Genomic DNA, 19,457 nt, shown 5'->3' with positions numbered 1-19,457 from the left:
GCAGCTATGAGCGAAATAGCCGAGTATATTGGTGCTCATGGCGGCAACTGGCCATGACTTGTGCTGGTGTAAAGCTGCCAACCTCTTGATCCGTGATGAGTAGTGCTTTCTCTACAGCAGCTGGGATGTTTTCGGCTAGTGACATTAATAGTTGCTGTCCAGCACTTTGCCCTAATGGTACTAACTTGATCCCAACCACCACTGCGTTTTCAAGCCAGCTCCACAAGTATCCCCCTAGTGCTTTATCTAACGGGATCTGCCATTGATTAATCCCTAAGGCAAAAGCTGCTAATTGGCTTGTTTTCACCATGGTGGTTAACTCTGAAGTTAGCGCTATGCCTAACTTTGGTAGTAAGCGCACAAAAGCAATACCACGTTGATGCTCCTCCAGCCGCAACTCTTTGGTCTCGCGACTTGCGGCAAGGTAGTTACACCAAGCTTGTGCTTGAGCGTAATCGTTAGCGGCTAAATAGCCTTGAATACGCACTAAAACTGGTAATTCAAGACACGTTAAGCTCTCTAGCATCTGACTTTTTAACCAGTTTTCTAATTCTGTTGCCGTGGTTACCCAGCCCTTGTCAATTGCCCACTCTAAGCCTTGAGAATAGGTGAAGCCGCCAACGGGCAGAGAAGGGCTAATAAGCTGATAGAGTCGTAGCTCAGGTAACATGCAATGTGCACTGTACATAGATTAGTGCTCATGCTTATGAGGGTGACCATGTGCATGTTCATGACTGGCTTTTTCTAAACTATCGTCGTAGGCATCACCATGTGAATGGCCACCGGTAGTACCACCGTATGCTCCTGCTTCAGGTTGAAATGCTTCATTCTCAACGGTTACTTGTAACCCAAGCCCTATAAGCATCTCATCTAAAACATAATCATGTTGATAACGACACCATCCGGCTTCAACTTGAAGTGGCACATGGCGATTACCTAAGTGGTAACACCCTTTAGCAAATAGGGTTGGATTGTCGCTGCGTGCGGTAGAAACTTGCTCTTTTGCGGCAACGACTTCAACAACAAAACCATCGTCAGTCGATAGCAAAGAACCGTGATGCAAAATATGTCCTCGAGGGAGTAACAAACCGGCATCTTGGCCATCTTCAAGGACGATGCGCAGACGGCTTTTAGTACGCTGCACCATAGTTAAACAAACCTTTGCATCCACAGAAGGTACTTCGGTCAATATCTGGGTTAACTTAATCATTTTTGCCTCTTCAATAAGTTCGACTTGGCCGTCTAATGGCTCGTTCGGTAAGGGTTAAAATAGGAAGTAAAACAAACTTAAAACAAGAAGTAGCGCTGTGCCATTGGTAGCTCGGCTAACGGCTCACATACCAAGGCCATACCGTCGGCCTTTACCACATAAGTTTGTGAATCGAGTTCAATCACTGGGGTATAGCTATTATGGATCATGTCTTTTTTGCGAATATTGCGGCAGCCTTTGACCTCTCCAATAAGGTGAGTCAGCTTAAGCTTTTCTGTAATACCCGCTTCAATTGCCGCTTTTGGCAAAAAGGTCATTGATGTTGCTGCTCGTGCTTTACCTGTCGCCGCGTACATTGGGCGGTAATGCACAGGTTGTGGGGTCGGGATTGCACCATTGATATCTCCCATTGGTGCATAAACGGCTAAACCTCCTTTCAATACTAAAGCAGGTTTTACTCCAAAGAACGCCGGATCCCACAATACGATATCCGCAAGCTTTCCCTTTTCAATCGAGCCTACCTCATGACTAATACCATGGGTGATGGCAGGGTTAATGGTGTACTTGGCCACATAACGTTTAAGGCGTGTATTATCCGATAACTCAGAATCCCCCTCGAGCGGTCCTCGCTGTAATTTCATTTTATGAGCGCATTGCCAAGTACGCATCGCCACTTCGGCAACTCGTCCCATTGCTTGCGAATCAGAACTCATGACTGAGATCGCTCCTAAATCATGCAAAATATCTTCGGCGGCGATGGTTTCGCGGCGAATACGCGATTCGGCAAAAGCGACATCCTCAGCTATAGCGGGGTCTAAATGATGGCAGACCATCAACATATCTAAATGTTCGTCAACGGTATTAATGGTGTAAGGCATCGTTGGGTTTGTTGACGCTGGGATGATATTAGGCTCACCCACAGACTTAATCACATCCGGGGCATGTCCACCGCCAGCACCCTCGGTGTGGAATACGTGAATAACACGATCGCCAATGGCTTTAGTGGTTGCTTCATAAAAGCCACCTTCGTTTAATGTATCTGAGTGAATGGCCACTTGTACGTCCATCTCATCGGCCACCGTCATGCAGGTATCGATAGCGGCAGGCGTTGCACCCCAATCCTCATGGATTTTTAGACCCATTGCACCGTTTGCTATTTGCTCACGAATCGCATCAGGATTGCTGACGGTGCCTTTACCAAATAAACCCACATTGATCGGTAGTTCATCGGCAGCTTCTAGCATACGATGCATGTTCCAAATGCCAGGCGTTACAGTGGTTGCGGTTGAACCTGCTACAGGCCCTGTACCACCACCGATGAAGGTTGTAGTTCCTGCGCATAAAGCTTCTTCAACTTGCTGGGGGCAGATAAAATGCACATGAGTATCAATCGCCCCAGCAGTAATAATCTTGCCTTCTCCCGCTATAGCCTCAGTGCCTGCGCCAATAACAATATCTACGTTTGGCTGCACATCAGGGTTTCCAGCTTTACCAATACCGACAATACGACCGTGCTTGATACCTATATCGGCTTTGACTATGCCCCAGTGGTCGAGAATAAGGGCGTTGGTGATCACTGCATCGACGCAATCTTTGCTTAACGCTTGGCTTTGACCCATACCATCGCGGATCACCTTACCGCCCCCAAACTTTACTTCTTCACCATAAGTTGTGAGATCTTGTTCGACCTCTAACATTAACGCGGTATCCGCCAAGCGAACTCGGTCGCCAACGGTTGGCCCAAACATATCGGCATAGGCCTGTCTTGAAATCTTAGCCATGCTTACTCCTTAATTTTTCCCATAACTTTTCCATCAAAACCTTGAATAATACGCTTACCTGAATAGGCGACTAGCTCTACTGTTCTGCTTTGACCAGGCTCAAATCGAACGGCCATTCCTGCAGGAATATCTAAACGAAAACCCAAGGTTGGCTCGCGATCGAAGCTTAAAAATTCATTGACTTCGTAAAAGTGATAATGCGAACCAACCTGTATCGGTCTATCACCAATATTTGCTACCGATAAGGTATATTTGTCGTAGCCTTGATTAAGCTCTATTTCACCAAGAGCCTTATTTACAATGATTTCACCAGGGATCATGTTGTGGTCCTCTAATAACGTCAGTTTTAAACAATAGGCTCGTGAATCGAAACCAACTTAGTGCCATCTGGAAACGTGCATTCCACTTGTACGTTATGCACCATCTCAGGAACCCCCTCCATTACCTGGTCAGCGGTTAACACTGTACGACCATAATTCATTAAGTCAGCCACGGTGCGACCATCTCTAGCACCTTCCATAATGGCACAGCTAATTAATGCTACTGCTTCGGGATAGTTCAGTTTTAAGCCACGGTTCAAGCGGCGCTCAGCCACTAAACCCGCGGTGAACAACATCAACTTATCTTTTTCTCTTGGGGTTAACTCCATGACTTATCTCTCTTTCAAATCTATTTGTTATCTCAATCACTATGGCGATAATTTTATTGGTTTTATCAACCTAGACTCACTAAGCTCGCCCAATATTAGGTTGACCAAATTCTAGGTACTTCAGGGAGTTCCCCAAACCAGTGCAGGCGAACGCAGCGCCAGATTTGCACAAAGCTCGCCATCATAGGTTCAGTTTGTTGGCCTAGAGCACGCACCACAATTAAGCTATCTTCTGCTGTGCTTGTTAATGACATTGCACTACTTGTTGACGCGCTACCTATCTCACTGCTACCGAGTAAAATCTCACTACCAAAACGGAGTTGTTGCTCGTCGATAACCTGGTTAATTTTATCGATTAGCTCAGGTTCAATAGGGGTGATATAAAGACTTCCAGACATGGCAAAATTTCGTAATGCCGCAGCTTGGTCGATGTGACTTTGGCTTTTGACGCGTAGCGTTTCCGCCAGTAATACACGGTGATCTCGATGAATAAAGGTTTGTCCTAATACTTGGCCGTTATCAAAAGTCTCTGCCAACATGGGACGACCAAAACATTGCATTTCCCAGCCGATAAACCGAGCATTAGTCGCTAAATTAACTTGAGTCAGTAACTTACAATTAGCCCCAGGAAAGAAAATGTTCTCCATGGGTAACCATTCAAGTAAACCGTCTTTTGCTACGGTTAACTCTTGGCTTTGCCATGCTTGTTCACCGTTACTACGATAAAATTTAGTCGCCCCAGGGGTCGTCAATAAGGCGTGTGCTTGAGTACCAACATCAATATTAAAACTGAGCTGATCGCCTCCCACCACACCACCAGGTGGGTGTAATAGATAGGTATGACAAGCAGCACCTTCAGGGTAAAAGGTTTTTTGTACCGTTAAAGGACCAAGTTGATGTCGTTCTAAAAGACGAGTTTTTTCACGCTTGATACCATATTTAAGGCTCAACTCTGCACGCCAGCCAAAATGAGACTCTGGGCGTTTATAGCTAACGCTTTCGGGGATATTCATCAATCAAATTTATCCAAAATAATGAAGGCAAATTTGCAAGCCTACACATCACATCCCCACTGAAGTGAGTATGTAAATTAAATAAAGATTTTAGAAAAACACGCGCAACGAGACTGCTCAATCAACGTAAAGTTGATGAGAATTTAGGCGTAAACCTAAGTTAAAGGCAGCAGTAAAACCCAAACTATTAAGTGAATGATCGGCTGCGAGCGCTTTTAAAACCTAATGAATAAAAAGTTGCGAATATTTATCGTTTCGAACGAAGCCAGACTGCACCACAAGCGATGATAGCGACAAGTAAGATAAGTGGCGCAACATCAGACAAGTGATGGAATAAACCAACAGAACCGTGACCTGGATGTGCCCATGAAACAGAAGGGATCAATAGCATGATCAATGTAGGAAGAAGAGTCTTCATTGTGTGTATCCTGAAATAAATTGTGGTAAGCAGTGTGGAGGAAAGAACATTCCTCCTGAGAAGAGAGCATAGTAAACCTTTTTGGTCTGAAAACTGTGACGTAGATCGCTAGATGGGCGATAAGTGAGAATAAAAGCGAGTGCTTTGATTTTTTCCCGTGGTGAGCGGACAAACAAGTTTGCCCGCTCACTCAAGGCTGTCTATTTTGGATCATTCCTTACTCAGGATCATAATCCAAAACAGGGGCTAGCCAGCGCTCAGTTTCCTCAATGCTCATGCCTTTACGCGCCGCGTAATCTTCTACCTGATCGCGGCCAATATTGGTCACGCCAAAGTAACGCGATTGTGGGTGGGAAAAGTACCAACCCGACACCGCAGCAGTTGGGTACATAGCATAGCTCTCGGTGAGCCTAAGGCCGATAGTTTCATCAGGCTTGAGCAAGTCCCAAAGCAGGCCTTTCTCGGTATGATCTGGACAGGCTGGATAACCTGGTGCCGGACGGATCCCCTTGTACTTCTCTTTGATAAGCGCCTCGTTATCAAGCGCTTCATCGGCGGCATACCCCCAAAACTCTTTACGCACTCGTTCGTGCATATGTTCGGCAAAGGCTTCGGCTAAACGGTCAGCCAGAGATTTGAGCATAATCGCGCTGTAGTCATCATGTTCGGCTTCAAAACGCGCGATATGTTCGTCGATGCCGTGCCCAGCAGTCACCGCAAAACCGCCCATGTAGTCGGCGACATCAGAGTCTTTTGGCGCAACAAAATCGGATAAACAGAAGTTGTGGTTGCCAACTCGTTCTATCTGCATCCGCAGGTGGTGCAGGGTCATTATCGGCTTCTCGCGAGATCCATCCGTCCCATCGGCAGAGTAGAGCTCAATATCGTCATGGTTAACGCTATTAGCAGGGAATAGACCCATCACGGCTTTAGCGGTTAGCCACTTTTCACTGATAATCTTATCTAGCATTTTTTGTGCATTGCTATACAGCTCACGGGCCTCTGTGCCCACGAGTTCATCATCTAAAATACGCGGAAAATGCCCATGTAGCTCCCAGCTGCGGAAAAATGGCGTCCAGTCGATGCGCTCGACTAAGTCTTCCAGTGGATAGTCATCAAATACTTGGCGGCCTAACTGGTTTGGCACAAATGGCGTGTAGTTTTGCCAATCGTGCTGGCAGCGGTTTTCACGTGCAGCTTCGATAGAGGTGATCACCTTTCGCTTAGTCTGTGATAGACGCTTTTCACGCATCACGTCATACTCTGCGTAGGCTTCGTCGATGGTTGCTTGGCGAGTATCGTTATTGATAAGCTTTGACACCATAGGCACGGCGCGTGAGGCATCGGCAATGTAGATGGCACCTGTTGGCGAATGCGGCGCAATTTTGACTGCAGTATGAATTTTAGAGCAGGTCGCGCCGCCAATAATCGATGGAATAGTTAAGCCCGCCTTATGGAAAGCCTTTACGTTATGCACCATCTCATCGAGACTTGGGGTGATAAGCCCCGACATGCCGATGACATCGACGTTTTCGGCTTTAGCGACTTCGATGATCTTCTCAACTGGCACCATGACGCCCAAATCGATCACCTCATAGCCGTTACAGGCGAGTACCACGCCAACGATGTTTTTACCGATATCGTGCACATCGCCTTTTACCGTGACCATGAGAATTTTACCGTTAGACTGGCCTGGGACTTTTTCGAGCTCAATATAGGGATTTAAGTAAGCCACGGCTTTTTTCATCACTCGCGCCGATTTTACCACTTGCGGCAGGAACATCTTGCCCGAGCCAAAAAGATCGCCAACGATGTTCATGCCGTCCATTAATGGCCCTTCAATCACATCAAGTGGTCGAGTTGCCGCCGCTCTGGCCTCTTCGGTATCTTGGTCGATAAAGTCAGTGATGCCTTTGACTAGCGCATGGGCCAGACGTTTATTCACATCCCAGCCGCGCCATTCTAAATCTTCTTTCTTAATGGTTTGGCTGCCATCGCCACGATACTTCTCGGCGACGTCTAATAACTGTTCAGTGTTGTTTGACGGGTCACCATTATTATCAACCGCAGTGCAGAGCAGGTTTTGTACTACCGCTTCGACTCTCTCTTTTAATTCAGGGTCGATATCATCATAGATTGCCAGCTGCCCGGCGTTAACGATACCCATGTCCATACCCGCTTGAATAGCGTGATAGAGGAAGACGGCATGAATCGCTTCACGTACTGGGTTGTTGCCACGGAACGAGAAAGAAACGTTCGATACTCCGCCCGAGACCATCGCGTGGGGTAGGGTACGTTTGATCTCGCGAGTCGCCTCGATAAAGTCGACCGCATAGTTGTCATGCTCATCGATACCAGTGGCGATAGCGAAAATATTCGGGTCAAAAATAATGTCTTCAGGTGGGAAGCCAACTTTATCGACCAAGACACGATAAGCGCGGGTACAGATCTCAATTTTACGCGCCTTGGTATCGGCTTGGCCGACTTCGTCGAAGGCCATGATGATAGCGGCTGCGCCATAACGCTTTACCAGTTTAGCCTGTTCGATAAACTTCTCTTCACCCTCTTTGAGCGAGATAGAGTTGACGATACCTTTACCTTGAATACACTTTAGTCCCGCTTCAATCACCTCCCATTTAGAGGAGTCGATCATAATCGGCACGCGAGATATATCAGGCTCGGAGGCGATGAGATTGAGGAATTTTTGCATCACCTCAACGCCATCAAGCATGCCCTCATCCATGTTGATATCGATGATCTGCGCGCCGCTCTCCACCTGTTCGCGGGCAACCGATAGCGCCTCTTCATATTCGCCAGTCTTGATAAGACGCAAAAATTTAGCCGAACCGGTGACGTTAGTACGTTCACCCACGTTTAAAAATAGCGAGTTGTCATCTATGGTCAGTGGCTCAAGCCCGGACAGACGACAGGCCACGGGAATATCTGGGAGTTTACGGGCGTTATGTTTAATTACTGCATTGCGTATAACGCGGATATGATCCGGTGTGGTACCGCAGCAGCCACCGATAATGTTTAAAAAGCCTTCCTCTGCCCACTCTTCGATAACATCGGCCATCTGTTCTGGGCTCTCATCGTAGCCACCAAATTCATTTGGCAGGCCGGCGTTCGGGTGTGCTGAGACGAAGCATTCAGAAATTTTTGATAGCTCTTCCACGTAGGGGCGCAGCTCTTTTGGCCCAAGAGCACAGTTAAGGCCAATCGAAAGTGGCTTAACGTGACGCAGTGAGTTGTAAAAAGCTTCGGTGGTTTGTCCCGTTAGCGTGCGACCAGAGGCATCGGTAATGGTGCCTGAAATCATAATTGGTAGGCGGAAGCCTTGAGTGTCGTACACGGTTTCGATGGCAAACAACGCGGCTTTGGCGTTAAGGGTATCGAAAATGGTTTCCACCATGATGATGTCGCAGCCACCAGCAATCAGGGCATTGATAGATTCAATATAGGCTTCAACGAGCTCATCGAAACTGACATTACGATAGCCAGGGTCGTTGACATCTGGGCTGATAGAGCAGGTGCGGTTGGTCGGGCCTAAAACGCCTGCAACATAACATTGGCGCCCCGTTTCAGCTTCGACTTCATTGGCCGCTTCTCGGGCAAGGCGCGCACCTGCCAAGTTAATTTCGGCCGAGTGAGCTTGCATGTCGTAATCGGCCATGGCGATACGCGTAGCATTAAAGGTGTTGGTCTCGATGATGTCAGAGCCTGCTAATAGGTACTCTTTATGGATCTGTTTGATGGCACCCGCTTGTGTGAGCACCAACATGTCGTTGTTGCCCTTTACATCGCAATGCCACTCTTTGAACTGCTCACCGCGAAAATCGGCTTCATCAAATTTGCGATCTTGGATCATGGTGCCCATCGCACCATCGAGGATAAGGATCCCATCAAGAAGCTTTTGGGTAAGGACTGCTAAAACCTTGTCGGCAGTGTCTTGAGTATGTGCTACTGCGCTCAAGGCATGTGTTGGGGTACAGGTTGCCATAGATAATTCCTACCAGTTCGCAAAGTCATTTTTTATGTATGTAAATCATGTCCGCTATTTTCATTTAAGGCCTCTTCGTGATTGAGTGGCCATTTATTTTGTTTGGACATTTATACGTATAGACGTCCATAATACGTGAGAGGCGATAAAAAGTGCAAGTGCTAAAGCATGATACTTTTTCAGCATTAAAACCCAATGAATTTTAACTAAGTGTCTGATAAATAATGAAGGTGTGCGGGGATGATGCAAACCACTAAGGTGATTTTACTTCGACATGGTGAATGTGAGGGCGGCAATATTTTACGCGGTCAAGTCGATGTGGCCTTAACTGGGCAGGGTGAACAGCAGATGCGAAAGGCGTTTTCTGCGCTGAGTTTAGTATCGTTTCAGTCTGAAGCCGAGCCAGAATTAGCGGCACCGCAAGCGCCTGAAGTGGTGTTGAGTTCACCGCTTATTCGCTGCGCTACAATGGCAGGGAGGTTTGCACTGTTAAACCAGTTACCTTACTCAGTCGAAGCTGGGTTTAGAGAGCTGAATTTTGGCGACTGGGATGGACAAACATTTGATACTCTCTATCAGAACTATGCTCATGAACTTGATAACTATTGGGCTAATCCTTGGTTATTACCACCGCCCAATGGCGAGTCGATGCAGGCGTTTGAGTCTCGTATCGATACGGCTTGGCAGACGATGCTTAAGCAGCATCAAGGTAAGCGCGTACTGCTGGTAACTCACGGCGGCGTGATCCGTCATTTGATGGCCAAAGCGTTAGGTGTCAATCAAGCAGCGGGTTTTTATACTTCGCTTAAATTGTCCTATGCCGCCACGGTAGAGATTGATGTTTTGCATGATGGCGAGCAGCAGTACATGACCCTTAATTGGCGGTAAAGAAGGAGCTAGGGTTAAGAGAAGATTCTAGGTTTCAAAGAAGGTACTAGCTCATAGGAAAAGCAGGTCCTAGGAAAAGCAAAAACGGAAAAGCTGAAACGAACGGCCTGTGGCCTAGGGAACGTGACTGCGTCACTCACAGAACGCTGCGCTTACGGGAAAGATTAGAGGATATCGTTTCTTGTAGGTCGGGCTTTAGCCCGTCAGAAAAGCAGAGCGACCTGCGGCCTTTTGAGCGTGACAGCGTCACTGACGGAAAAGATTAGACAATATCGTGTCCCTGAAGCTGATTTTCCTCGCTCCGAATTGAAGCGTGTACCAGTAATGTAGCTAGATAAGAAAAAGCTCAGCACGCAAGTGCACAAAGGCGTGTTAAACTGCGGCGTTATCTTATTTGACGTTGCACTAATGCGCTAAAGTTAGCGTTAAATAAGAATGAAAGTTAGGTGCTTAACGGCATAAAGGGAACCGGAAGCTGACTGCAAGCAGTGGCTTAGTCCGGACTGTACCCGCAACTGTAGGGAAGCTTAGCCGTAGCGCTGCTTCTAAGTCAGATACCTGCCTAACTGATGTTGTTCAGTACGTATCAATAAGTACGTGTTGATAATTAGAAGTGTATCCATATACACATAAACTCGTGCGGGCGACTCGAGGGAGACAAGAAAGTGAAACTAAAGACAGGGCTTAGAGGCTGGGTCGAATGCCTCTCATGACAAAATGGGCTAGCATAAACAATCCTAGTACCCAAACCGATTTGGACGCAAAAACAGTGCTGTCGGTGAAAGACTTGAGCTGGCAGCTAGGTGGTAAAGCGATTTTATCGGGCATTGAATTTAGTCTAGCTGAAGGCAAGATGCTGGGGATTATTGGCCCTAACGGCGCGGGCAAGTCGAGCCTGCTGCGCTGCTTATACCGCTTTATTAAGCCTACAACAGGCTGCATTCATCTCTTTGGCGACGAAATTAACACCTTGTCGGCTAAGGCGTTTGCACAGCAAATTGCCGTGGTGCTGCAAGATACTCCGCATCATTTCGAGATGACCACTGCGCAGCTTATAGCCCTTGGGTTAACGCCTCACAAAAGTGCATTTGATTTTACCGGTCGCGCCGACCGCGCAGTGATAGCGCAGGCGCTTGAAAAAGTTGGCCTACAAGATAAAGCCAATCAAGCCTACGAGAGCCTATCTGGCGGCGAGAAGCAGCGAGCCTTGATTGCTCGTGCTGTAGTACAACGGCCTAAGTTACTTATTCTCGATGAGCCGACAAATCACTTAGATATTCGTTATCAGATCCAAACCTTAGAGTTACTGCGCAGCCTCAATATCACAGTCATCACCTCTATTCATGATCTTAACCTTGCCAGCGCGCTGTGTGATGAACTATTGCTGCTTGATAACGGTCGAGCCATAGCCTGCGGCTCACCTAAAGCGGTACTCACCGAGCAGCGGATCGCCGAGGTGTTCGATGTGTGCTGTCAAATTAGGCCGCACCCTCAGCATGGGAATCCACTTATCAGTTATTTCTATGGTTACGAGGCTGTCTCGGCAAACGGCGTTCATACAACCGCTGATATAAAGGCGGGTGTTCAAGTGAAAGCTGAAGCTCTGGCTCAAATGAAAGTTGGAGACCCTGATGAGTAAGGCCACAATCGCTAGCAACCCGCTAGCAATGACTTGTCGTCGCCGAACTGAGCATCTAGTGCTACTTATACTCACTTTTGTGGCATTGCTTACCCCGTTTGCGGCTACAAGTTTTGGTGCCGCCACTATTAGCGCTGTCGATGTGCTGAATGTGTTTAGCCATAAGTTATTTAATATCGGCGAGCCTATCGGCGTGAAAGAGCGGATTATTTGGGAGCTGCGTTTACCGCGAGTGTTACTGGCATTTATCGCCGGGGCAGGGCTGTCGATTGCGGGCAGCGTACTGCAAACCGTGACCCGCAATCCTCTGGCTGACCCTTATCTTTTTGGGATCTCCTCTGGCGCTTCTTTTGGCGCCGTGGTGGCTCTTACTCTCTTTAGTCAAAGCATGCTCTGGCTAAGCCTGCCTGTTGGCGCCTTTATTGGTGCCAGCCTTTCAGTGGTGATGGTACTCAGTCTATGCGGTCGTAACTTAAGTACTCAGGTCGAGCGGATGCTACTTTCTGGGGTGGCGATCTCGTTTATGTTTGGCGCAATGGCCAGCCTAATGCTGTACTTCTCTAGCCCACAAGCAGCGGCATCGGTACTATTTTGGACTTTAGGTAGCTTTGCTAAAGCGAGCTGGCAAGGCTTGTGGTTGCCAGCGGCTGTCGTCATCGTTGCCACCCTAGTTATCTTGCTGAATAAGCGCCAAATAGTGGCCATGCGTGCCGGTGATGAAACCGCCCATACTTTAGGGATTAATGTTGGGTTTTTGCGGCTTAATATGTTGCTATTGTGCTCGCTTATCACCGCAATCTTAGTCGCAAATTGCGGCGGAATTGGTTTTATCGGGCTAATGGTGCCCCATACCGTACGCTTGCTGTTTCCTGGGCGATACCCTCTGCTATTAACGGCGCTACTGGGCGGACTATTTTTGGTTTGGGTCGATGTGTTAGCGCGAACTCTGCTGAGTTACCAAGAGCTGCCAGTGGGGATCATTACCTCGGTGATGGGCAGTATTTTCTTTTTATTTATTTTAGGTAGTCGCAGTGCCAAGCGCATCTAGCGAGCCATTGTAATAGTGATCGTTGTACGTACAACTCAACCTTATTAAGCGGTTAAGGGAATCAAATATGTTCGATATTAAACTAATAAATACTGAATTTGACGATGTCATTCAGCAAAAAATTGACACAAAAACCAAACCCTTGGGCGCTCTGGGCGACTTGGAAACCTTAGCGCTGCAAATCGCCCGTGTACTCGGTAAAGATAAACCCCAGATCCGTAATCCAAAGATGATGGTATTTGCGGCCGACCACGGCATTGCAGATTCTGGCGTATCGATAGCACCGAGTGAAGTGACCACACAGATGGTGGTTAACTTTATCAATGGCGGTGCGGCGATTAATGTATTTACTCGTCAAGTAGGTTTTGACTTAGAGGTGATAGATTGCGGCATCTTAAAGCCGATTGAAAATCTAGAGGGCGTAATTGACCAGCGTTTAGGTGCGGGCACAGGGCCCATTCATAAACGTGCTGCCATGACCTTAGGCGCGGTGAAACAAGGCTTTAAGATGGCTACCGACAGAGTCGAGCTACACCATCAAAACGGTTGTAACTTAATCGCCTTGGGTGAAATGGGCATTGGCAATACCTCGTCTGCGGCGGCAATTATGGCTGCGCTAACTGGAATGAAGGCAGAAGATTGTGTTGGCCGAGGCACAGGCATCGATGCGACAACCTTTAAGCGCAAGAAGATGTTAGTCGAGCAAGCTCTGCTTATGCACCACTGTGAGCTTGATGACCCAATGCAGGTTCTGGCCTGTCTCGGCGGCTTTGAGATTGTGCAGATGACAGGCGCTATGTTGGCCGCTGCCGAGCGTAATATGCTGGTGATTGTCGATGGCTTTATCGCAACTGCAGCGGCATTAGCGGCAATCAAGATTAACCCCAACGTGCGTGAGTATATGATTTTCGCTCATCAGTCAGATGAGAAGGGCCACGTTATGATGCTGGAATTCTTGCAAGCTAAGCCGTTGTTAAAGCTTGGCATGAAACTGGGTGAAGGCACGGGGGCGGCATTGGCGCTCCCGCTTATTCAAGCAGCGGTGAATTTCTATAATGAGATGGCCAGCTTTGCAGATGCAGGGATAGAGATTTAACTGCTGAAACAAGCTAAGACGGTCAAAGCCAAGACGGTTCAAGCCAAGACGGTCAAAGCTAAGACGGTTCAAGCCAAGACGGTCAAAGCTAAGACGGTCAAAGCTAAGACGGTCAAAGCCAAGATGGTTCAAGCTAAGACGGTTGAAGCTAAGACGGTTGAAGCTAAGACGGTCAAAGCTGAGCTGGAACAGCCTATTTGTTCTTCTGTAGGTTGGGCTTTAGCCCATCAACCTTGGTTTTATATAAAGGGCTTGTCGGCATAAATACCGACCTACAGGGAAAGATGATACAGGCTATGACGAAAGAGTTGAAAAAGATTGGAAGGCTATAGCTTTTTCGACAGGTTGAAGACCGTTCGTCTTTGCTCTATTCGGCTTTTAACCGTCTCTGCTCTCTCTGACTCTAATCGTCTTTGCTTTATCCGGCTTTTATCGGCTCTCCCCGTCTTAGCCTTATTCGATTTTTTTAAGGATTTTTACATGCAACTTTGGCAAAAACAGCTCAATCTATTTTTTATCGCAATGGGATTCTTTACTCGGATCCCAATGCCGAAGTGGATTGAGGTTGATGCAGATAAACTCAATAAAGCGAGCCGCTACTTCGGTTTAGTGGGCTTGCTGGTGGGGGCAATTAGTGCTGCGGTTTACAGCCTAATGCTGTATTGGGTCTCGCCCTCTGTTGCGATCGTGTTTGCCATGATAACCAGCGTGTTAGTCACGGGTGGCTTTCATGAAGATGGTCTTGCCGATACCGCTGACGGTCTTGGTGGCGGCTGGACGGTAGAAGCTAAACTTAACATCATGAAAGACTCACGCCTTGGTAGTTATGGCGCGCTGGCTTTGGTACTGGCCCTGCTACTCAAGTGGCAATTGCTGACAGAGTTAGCCCTGTTTGACCCGAGCTCTGTGAGTCTGGCGTTAATCGTTGGGCATTGTTTGAGCCGAGTGGTGGCAGCGAGTTTTATCTTTTCAGAGGAATATGTCAGTGACACTGATACCAGTAAGAGCAAGCCTTTGGCCCAGCAGCAGGGGATCAATGAGTTATCGATCTTACTGGCCTCCGGCGTGTTGGCACTGCTGTTAGTTGGTTTAGTGCCTGCATTAGTGCTGATTACGGGTCTTGTTATTGTGCGTTACGGCTTTATTAGATTGTTTCGAAGCCAGATTGGTGGCTATACCGGAGACACACTTGGCGCTGCCCAGCAAGGCTCGGAGCTTAGCTGTTATCTATTATTACTCATCTTAGGAGTCAGCTGGTGATCCATCTGGTATTAGGTGGTGCTCGCAGCGGTAAGAGCCGCTTCGCCGAGGCGCAAGTAGCTGAGCTGCAAAACAATGTTGATAGCGAGTGCTTCTATTTTGCCACCGCGCAGGCGCTCGATAGCGAAATGGCTCAGCGTATTCGTCACCATCAAACTCAGCGTGAGTCAGATACTATTAATTGGCGTGCCATAGAGTGTCCGCTTGAGTTAACTGCCGCCTTAAAGGTACACGCTAGCGCAAACAGCATCATCTTGGTTGACTGTCTGACTCTGTGGTTGACTAATCACTTACTAAAACCTGAAGACGACTGGCAGCTGGTTAAGGCGGGATTTTTACAAACTTTGACTGAACTGCCGGGCAACGTGATTTTAGTCAGTAACGAGGTAGGCTGTGGCATAGTGCCACTGGGGGAGTTAAACCGCCGCTTTGTTGATGAAGCGGGCTGGTTGCATCAAGAGATAGCGGCAATTGCAGACAGAGTCACCTTAGTGACTGCTGGTTTGCCTCTGTGTTTAAAAGGTTAGGAGAGTGCCAAAGTGACAGTAAAAGTGGCAGTAACAGATAACAATAACGCCAATAATCTAACTAAAGTCTTAATGGTCCAAGGCACTACATCGGATGCAGGTAAAAGCACTTTAGTGGCAGGCTTGTGTCGGCTGTTTGTCAGGCAAGGTGTAAAAGTCGCGCCGTTTAAGCCGCAAAATATGGCGCTAAATAGTGCCGTGACGATTGATGGTGGTGAGATAGGCCGAGCTCAGGCACTGCAAGCTGTGGCCTGTCATCTTGAGCCACAAATTGATTTTAATCCTATTTTATTAAAACCCAGTTCAGATACTGGCTCACAAGTGATTGTCCACGGTAAAGCCTTGATGAAGATGGAAGCCGAAGACTATTTTGGCAAAAATGCTGAGGGCTATCGGGTTAAGGCCATGGCTGCAGTGCGTGAGTCATACCTGCGTTTAACTTCTGAGTACGACATGCTGCTGGTGGAAGGGGCTGGGAGTCCGGCTGAGATTAATCTGCGAGAAGGTGATATCGCCAATATGGGTTTTGCCGAAGAGGTCGATTGCCCGGTGATTATTATTGCCGATATCGATAAGGGCGGCGTATTTGCCCACTTGGTGGGTACCTTGGCTCTTTTGAGTGAGTCGGAACAGGCGCGAGTAAAAGGCTTTGTGATTAACCGTTTTCGTGGCGATGTGAGCCTGTTGCAAGGCGGGTTAGATTGGCTAGAAAGCTATACAAACAAGCCTGTGCTAGGAGTATTGCCTTACCTGCACGACCTGCATTTAGATGCTGAAGATGCATTAATTGCCGCGCCAGAAAAGTCCAACGACACCAAGCTTAAGGTGTTAGTACTAGTACTGCCGCGGATCAGTAATCATACCGACTTTGATCCCTTAAGACTCAATCCACAGATAGACTTCAATTATGTGTCGTTGCAGACCCAAGCTCAAAGCCAGTCTCAAAATCAGTCTCAAAGCAAGCAAGCCCTGCCGAGCGCCGATCTAATTATTATTCCTGGTAGCAAGAACGTGCGTGCCGATCTTGCGTTTATCCGTGAGCAGGGCTGGGACTGTGCGATTGACAAACACCTACGTTACGGTGGCAAGGTGCTTGGGATCTGCGGTGGTTATCAGATCTTAGGTCAGTCGATCGACGATCCAGATGGGATCGAAGATTACGCGGGCAGCAGTGAAGCCTTGGGTTTACTGCCATTAGTGACCGAGCTTACTAGCACAAAGGTGCTACAGCAGGTAGAGGGAAGCCTAAGCTTGCTTGGTGAAACTGCCAGTATTGTGGGTTATGAGATCCACTGCGGCCGCTCACGCCAGCTAATGCCGCTTGAGCAGCCATTAAGTCTTTGGGCTAAAAATGGTGAGCGAGTTAACCTTGAACAGCAGCATAGCCAAAGCGAGGGGATGTTATCCAGTGATGGCCAAATCATGGGGACTTATCTACACGGATTATTTGATTCGCCCGAGGCATGTCAGTTGATCCTTAAATGGGCGGGTATGGAGCAGGCCGAGGTGGTTGATGTTAATCAAGTGCGTGAACAGCAGCTCAACCGACTCGCCGATGTGCTTGAGCAGCACTTAGATCTCGAACGTCTGAATCAGATCTGGGATCCCCGTTAGGGATTGGGCTAACGTTAGGCTTAATAACGAGGTGAGTGCATACAGAGTATCGTGAATAAGTCGAAAAATGTATTTATAAGAGCTAAACAGGCCAAAAGCGCTTAATGCTGTAAAAAACCTCTTTTTGACTGAAAGTTAAACGTAACTTGTGTGCTAACTAAACAATTAAAATATGATGTGCGGGCGTCATAAATGTAATTGCTCAAAGCCTCGCCATTACTGAGTTTGGCTTGTGTTTTTAAACGTAATAAATGAATGCGCTTTTTGTTGGTGTAAGTGTTTTTTTTAGATGGTAATAGCTGAGCGTTTTTAAATAACTTAGCAAATTAGATTCGTGTTTAAGGGATAAAATAGGGATGTAATATGACGGATAATAAGTCGGCCGAGGCAGCGAAAGCGGAGCGCCATAAAGCGCGTCAGCAGCGGATTAAAGAGGGTGTGGATGCCAAGATCGATCGCGCGCAGGAAGAGAAAGGGATCTTATTAGTCCTGACCGGTAACGGTAAAGGCAAGTCAACATCAGGTTTTGGCACTGTCGTTCGCGCAGTCGGTCATGGCAAGAAAGCCGCCGTGGTGCAGTTTATTAAAGGCAACTGGGACTGTGGTGAGCGCACCTTGCTAGAAGGCGCTGGCGTCGAGTTTCATGTGATGGCAACAGGCTTTACCTGGGAAACCCAAGACCGTGAAAAAGATACCGTCGCAGCGCTGCAAGCTTGGGAGGCTGCGGAGAAGTTACTTAAAGATGACAGTATCGATCTGGTGATGCTCGATGAGCTAACGTATATGATTAGCTATCACTATCTAGAGGTAGAGCGAGTGCTTGAGGCGCTTGATAATCGCCCGCCAATGCAGCATGTGATAGTGACGGGCAGGGCGTGTCATCGAGCTATTATCGAGCTGGCCGATACGGTGAGCGAGGTGCTCCCGATCAAACACGCATTTGATAACGGTATCAAAGCCCAGCCCGGCTTCGACTACTAAATTTCGTCCTGTTTGAAATGATGACTGCATTGTCTTCGTTTTCCTACCCCATCACATACTACTCGTATGTGATGGGGCTAGGAAAACTCGACGGCTTTGTCCTGATTCCAAACAGTTTGAAATTACTTTCTTCCTGCTAGCTTTTGTCGCGTTATTGTCGGTGCAGGTTAAGTTTAGAGGAGAGTTCACTCTATCTATCGGCGCTTAGAATGAGTCGTATGCACAGGGGCAGGCTGTTACTGGAAATTTTACAGCTTAGCCATAACTTCGAATGCTGTGAAATATCGCTGGAGAGGTGGAGTTTTCACATCATCAACCAGCTTTTTCATCTTTGCTGTTGTCGGCCTTTCCGTCTTGGCTTGAGTCGTCTTAGCTCGTACCGTCTTAGATTTAACCTATTTTCAAAAAGGATTTTAATGAACAGAGTTACCCAATTATTTATGTTGCTGACGGCATGCGCCTTACCGTCGGCTTTTGCGCTTGCTGATAACGCTGCGCCCGCTAAACGTATTGTTGCGCTTTCGCCACATTCGGTTGAAATGCTGTATGCGATTGGGGCGGGTGAGTCGATTGTAGCCACTACCGACCATGCTGACTTTCCTGAGGCCGCACTGCAAATTCCACGTATTGGCGGTTATTACGGCATTCAGATCGAGCGGGTGCTGGAGTTAGAGCCTGATCTTGTAGTGGTATGGAGTGGTGGCAATAAGGCTGAAGATATTGCACGCATCAAAGAGTTGGGCTTTCGTGTGTTTGATAGCAATCCGAGTACGCTTGAGCTGGTGGCCGATGAGCTCGTCTCTCTTGGTGAGCTAACGGGTCATCAAGCTCAAGCGACAAAGGTTGCCGATGATTACCGACAGCAGCTTAGTCAGCTGCGCAGTGACAACAGTGTTAAACCTGGGGTCAGTGTGTTTTATCAGTTATGGTCTACGCCACTTATGACTGTCGCTAAGAACAGCTGGATCCAACAGATCATCGGTGTATGCCATGGTGATAATGTATTTGTCGATGCAGCTAATGATTACCCACAAGTCAGCCTAGAAACTGTGGTACTGAAACAACCTGAAGTTATTCTGCAAAGCCAAGATGAAGGCAACATCATAGGCGTGGATTGGAGCCTGTGGACAGAGATCCCAGCCGTTAAAAATGAGCACATCTACCAACTCAACGCGGATCTTTTACATCGCGCCGCGCCTAGGGCTTTGCTTGGCGTTGAAGCACTTTGTGAAGCGTTAGATAAAGTGCGTTAAACGTTAGCGACTCAGTTCGCAAGCCTGTTCGATTCAGGCTTGCTGCACCACGAAACTACTCCATGAACGCCTATAATCCA

At 47.7% G+C, this 19,457-nt stretch carries 18 protein-coding genes and 1 riboswitch; of the genes, 10 read left to right on the top strand and 8 right to left on the bottom strand.

Annotated features, from left to right (window positions below; genetic code table 11):
* Window positions 1-4 precede the first annotated feature (4 nt).
* From SHAL_RS17955 to metH, 8 genes are all read right to left on the bottom strand, one after another.
* On the bottom strand, window positions 5-688 hold the full coding sequence (locus SHAL_RS17955; RefSeq protein ID WP_012278534.1) for an urease accessory protein UreF: 684 nt from the start codon (window positions 686-688) through the stop codon (window positions 5-7).
* 3 nt (window positions 689-691) lie between these two features.
* A complete protein-coding gene (gene ureE, locus SHAL_RS17950; RefSeq protein ID WP_012278533.1) occupies window positions 692-1,210 on the bottom strand; it encodes an urease accessory protein UreE in 519 nt (172 codons plus the stop codon).
* 77 nt (window positions 1,211-1,287) lie between these two features.
* Window positions 1,288-2,991, bottom strand: coding sequence for an urease subunit alpha (gene ureC, locus SHAL_RS17945; protein ID WP_012278532.1), 1,704 nt, complete (start codon window positions 2,989-2,991; stop codon window positions 1,288-1,290).
* 2 nt (window positions 2,992-2,993) lie between these two features.
* On the bottom strand, window positions 2,994-3,311 hold the full coding sequence (locus SHAL_RS17940) for an urease subunit beta (RefSeq protein ID WP_012278531.1): 318 nt from the start codon (window positions 3,309-3,311) through the stop codon (window positions 2,994-2,996).
* A 26-nt stretch (window positions 3,312-3,337) separates the two neighbouring features.
* On the bottom strand, window positions 3,338-3,640 hold the full coding sequence (gene ureA / locus SHAL_RS17935; protein ID WP_012278530.1) for an urease subunit gamma: 303 nt from the start codon (window positions 3,638-3,640) through the stop codon (window positions 3,338-3,340).
* 95 nt (window positions 3,641-3,735) lie between these two features.
* Window positions 3,736-4,653, bottom strand: a complete 918-nt coding sequence (locus tag SHAL_RS17930; RefSeq protein WP_012278529.1) for an urease accessory protein UreD — start codon at window positions 4,651-4,653, stop codon at window positions 3,736-3,738.
* Window positions 4,654-4,900: 247 nt separating this feature from the next.
* On the bottom strand, window positions 4,901-5,071 hold the full coding sequence (locus SHAL_RS23325) for a hypothetical protein (RefSeq protein WP_086020040.1): 171 nt from the start codon (window positions 5,069-5,071) through the stop codon (window positions 4,901-4,903).
* Between the two features lie 217 nt (window positions 5,072-5,288).
* Window positions 5,289-9,071: a methionine synthase gene (gene metH / locus SHAL_RS17925; protein ID WP_012278528.1), complete on the bottom strand. Its 3,783-nt coding sequence runs from the start codon at window positions 9,069-9,071 to the stop codon at window positions 5,289-5,291.
* Between the two features lie 240 nt (window positions 9,072-9,311).
* Between metH and SHAL_RS17920 the strand changes: the two genes are divergently transcribed.
* From SHAL_RS17920 to SHAL_RS17880, 10 genes are all read left to right on the top strand, one after another.
* Entirely contained in the window at window positions 9,312-9,959 is a 648-nt protein-coding gene (locus tag SHAL_RS17920; protein WP_012278527.1) for a histidine phosphatase family protein, read from the top strand.
* Window positions 9,960-10,386: 427 nt separating this feature from the next.
* Window positions 10,387-10,539: riboswitch (cobalamin riboswitch) on the top strand.
* A gap of 129 nt (window positions 10,540-10,668) precedes the next feature.
* On the top strand, window positions 10,669-11,598 hold the full coding sequence (locus tag SHAL_RS17915; protein ID WP_012278526.1) for an ABC transporter ATP-binding protein: 930 nt from the start codon (window positions 10,669-10,671) through the stop codon (window positions 11,596-11,598).
* The gene (locus SHAL_RS17910; protein ID WP_012278525.1) at window positions 11,591-12,646 is read left to right on the top strand and encodes a FecCD family ABC transporter permease; all 1,056 of its coding nucleotides are present in this window, start codon (window positions 11,591-11,593) and stop codon (window positions 12,644-12,646) included. Before SHAL_RS17915 ends, SHAL_RS17910 begins: the two co-directional genes overlap by 8 nt.
* Window positions 12,647-12,713: 67 nt before the next feature.
* The gene (gene cobT, locus SHAL_RS17905) at window positions 12,714-13,742 is read left to right on the top strand and encodes a nicotinate-nucleotide--dimethylbenzimidazole phosphoribosyltransferase (RefSeq protein WP_012278524.1); all 1,029 of its coding nucleotides are present in this window, start codon (window positions 12,714-12,716) and stop codon (window positions 13,740-13,742) included.
* A 123-nt stretch (window positions 13,743-13,865) separates the two neighbouring features.
* Entirely contained in the window at window positions 13,866-14,006 is a 141-nt protein-coding gene (locus SHAL_RS23320) for a hypothetical protein (RefSeq protein WP_012278523.1), read from the top strand.
* A gap of 216 nt (window positions 14,007-14,222) precedes the next feature.
* Window positions 14,223-15,002 carry an adenosylcobinamide-GDP ribazoletransferase gene (locus SHAL_RS17900; protein ID WP_012278522.1) on the top strand — a complete coding sequence of 260 codons (780 nt, stop codon included), beginning with the start codon at window positions 14,223-14,225 and terminating at the stop codon, window positions 15,000-15,002.
* Window positions 14,999-15,529 (top strand): bifunctional adenosylcobinamide kinase/adenosylcobinamide-phosphate guanylyltransferase, encoded by a 531-nt coding sequence (gene cobU, locus SHAL_RS17895; protein ID WP_012278521.1) that lies wholly within the window; start codon window positions 14,999-15,001, stop codon window positions 15,527-15,529. The genes SHAL_RS17900 and cobU overlap by 4 nt, the downstream gene beginning before the upstream one ends.
* A gap of 72 nt (window positions 15,530-15,601) precedes the next feature.
* The gene (locus SHAL_RS17890; protein ID WP_083758345.1) at window positions 15,602-17,143 is read left to right on the top strand and encodes a cobyric acid synthase; all 1,542 of its coding nucleotides are present in this window, start codon (window positions 15,602-15,604) and stop codon (window positions 17,141-17,143) included.
* A 363-nt stretch (window positions 17,144-17,506) separates the two neighbouring features.
* The gene (gene cobO, locus SHAL_RS17885; RefSeq protein ID WP_012278519.1) at window positions 17,507-18,124 is read left to right on the top strand and encodes a cob(I)yrinic acid a,c-diamide adenosyltransferase; all 618 of its coding nucleotides are present in this window, start codon (window positions 17,507-17,509) and stop codon (window positions 18,122-18,124) included.
* A 440-nt stretch (window positions 18,125-18,564) separates the two neighbouring features.
* Window positions 18,565-19,377: a cobalamin-binding protein gene (locus SHAL_RS17880; RefSeq protein WP_049763933.1), complete on the top strand. Its 813-nt coding sequence runs from the start codon at window positions 18,565-18,567 to the stop codon at window positions 19,375-19,377.
* Window positions 19,378-19,457 lie beyond the last annotated feature (80 nt).

It is taken from the genome of Shewanella halifaxensis HAW-EB4 (genome assembly GCF_000019185.1).
In the GTDB taxonomy this organism is placed as follows: Bacteria; Pseudomonadota; Gammaproteobacteria; order Enterobacterales; family Shewanellaceae; genus Shewanella; species Shewanella halifaxensis.
Note: the sequence above shows the minus strand (reverse complement) of the source record. Positions and strands in the feature narration are given on the sequence as shown.